The sequence below is a fragment of the Weeksella sp. HMSC059D05 genome, assembly GCF_001809725.1.
Lineage (GTDB): Bacteria > Bacteroidota > Bacteroidia > Flavobacteriales > Weeksellaceae > Weeksella > Weeksella virosa.
Genome location: NZ_KV798548.1, coordinates 125172 through 125479 on the forward strand (window position 1 = coordinate 125172; position 308 = coordinate 125479).

Sequence of the window (308 nt, forward strand, 5' to 3'; positions counted from 1 at the left end):
GCGACCTCCTGGTCCCAAACCAGGCGCGATAACCGGGCTACGCTACACCCCGAAAGCGGAGAGACAGGGACTCGAACCCTGGCATCGGTTACCCGATGACAGATTAGCAATCTGCTCCATTACCACTCTGGCACCTCTCCTATACTTTTAGACAATTCTGTAAACAGAACAACTCTTTTCGTGATCGCGAAGGGATTCGAACCCCTGACCGTCTGCTTAGAAGGCAGATGCTCTATCCAGCTGAGCTACGCGACCCAATGCTACTTTTACCTCTCGGATGTCGGGGTGGCAGGATTCGAACCTGCGAC

General features: G+C 53.9%; 2 tRNA genes. Both read right to left on the reverse strand.

Features of this window, described 5'->3' with window-relative positions:
• Positions 1-56: 56 nt before the first annotated feature.
• Positions 57-140 (reverse strand) — tRNA-Ser (locus tag HMPREF2660_RS08770).
• Positions 141-181: 41 nt separating this feature from the next.
• Positions 182-255, reverse strand: a tRNA-Arg gene (locus HMPREF2660_RS08775).
• Between the last annotated feature and the right edge of the window lie 53 nt (positions 256-308).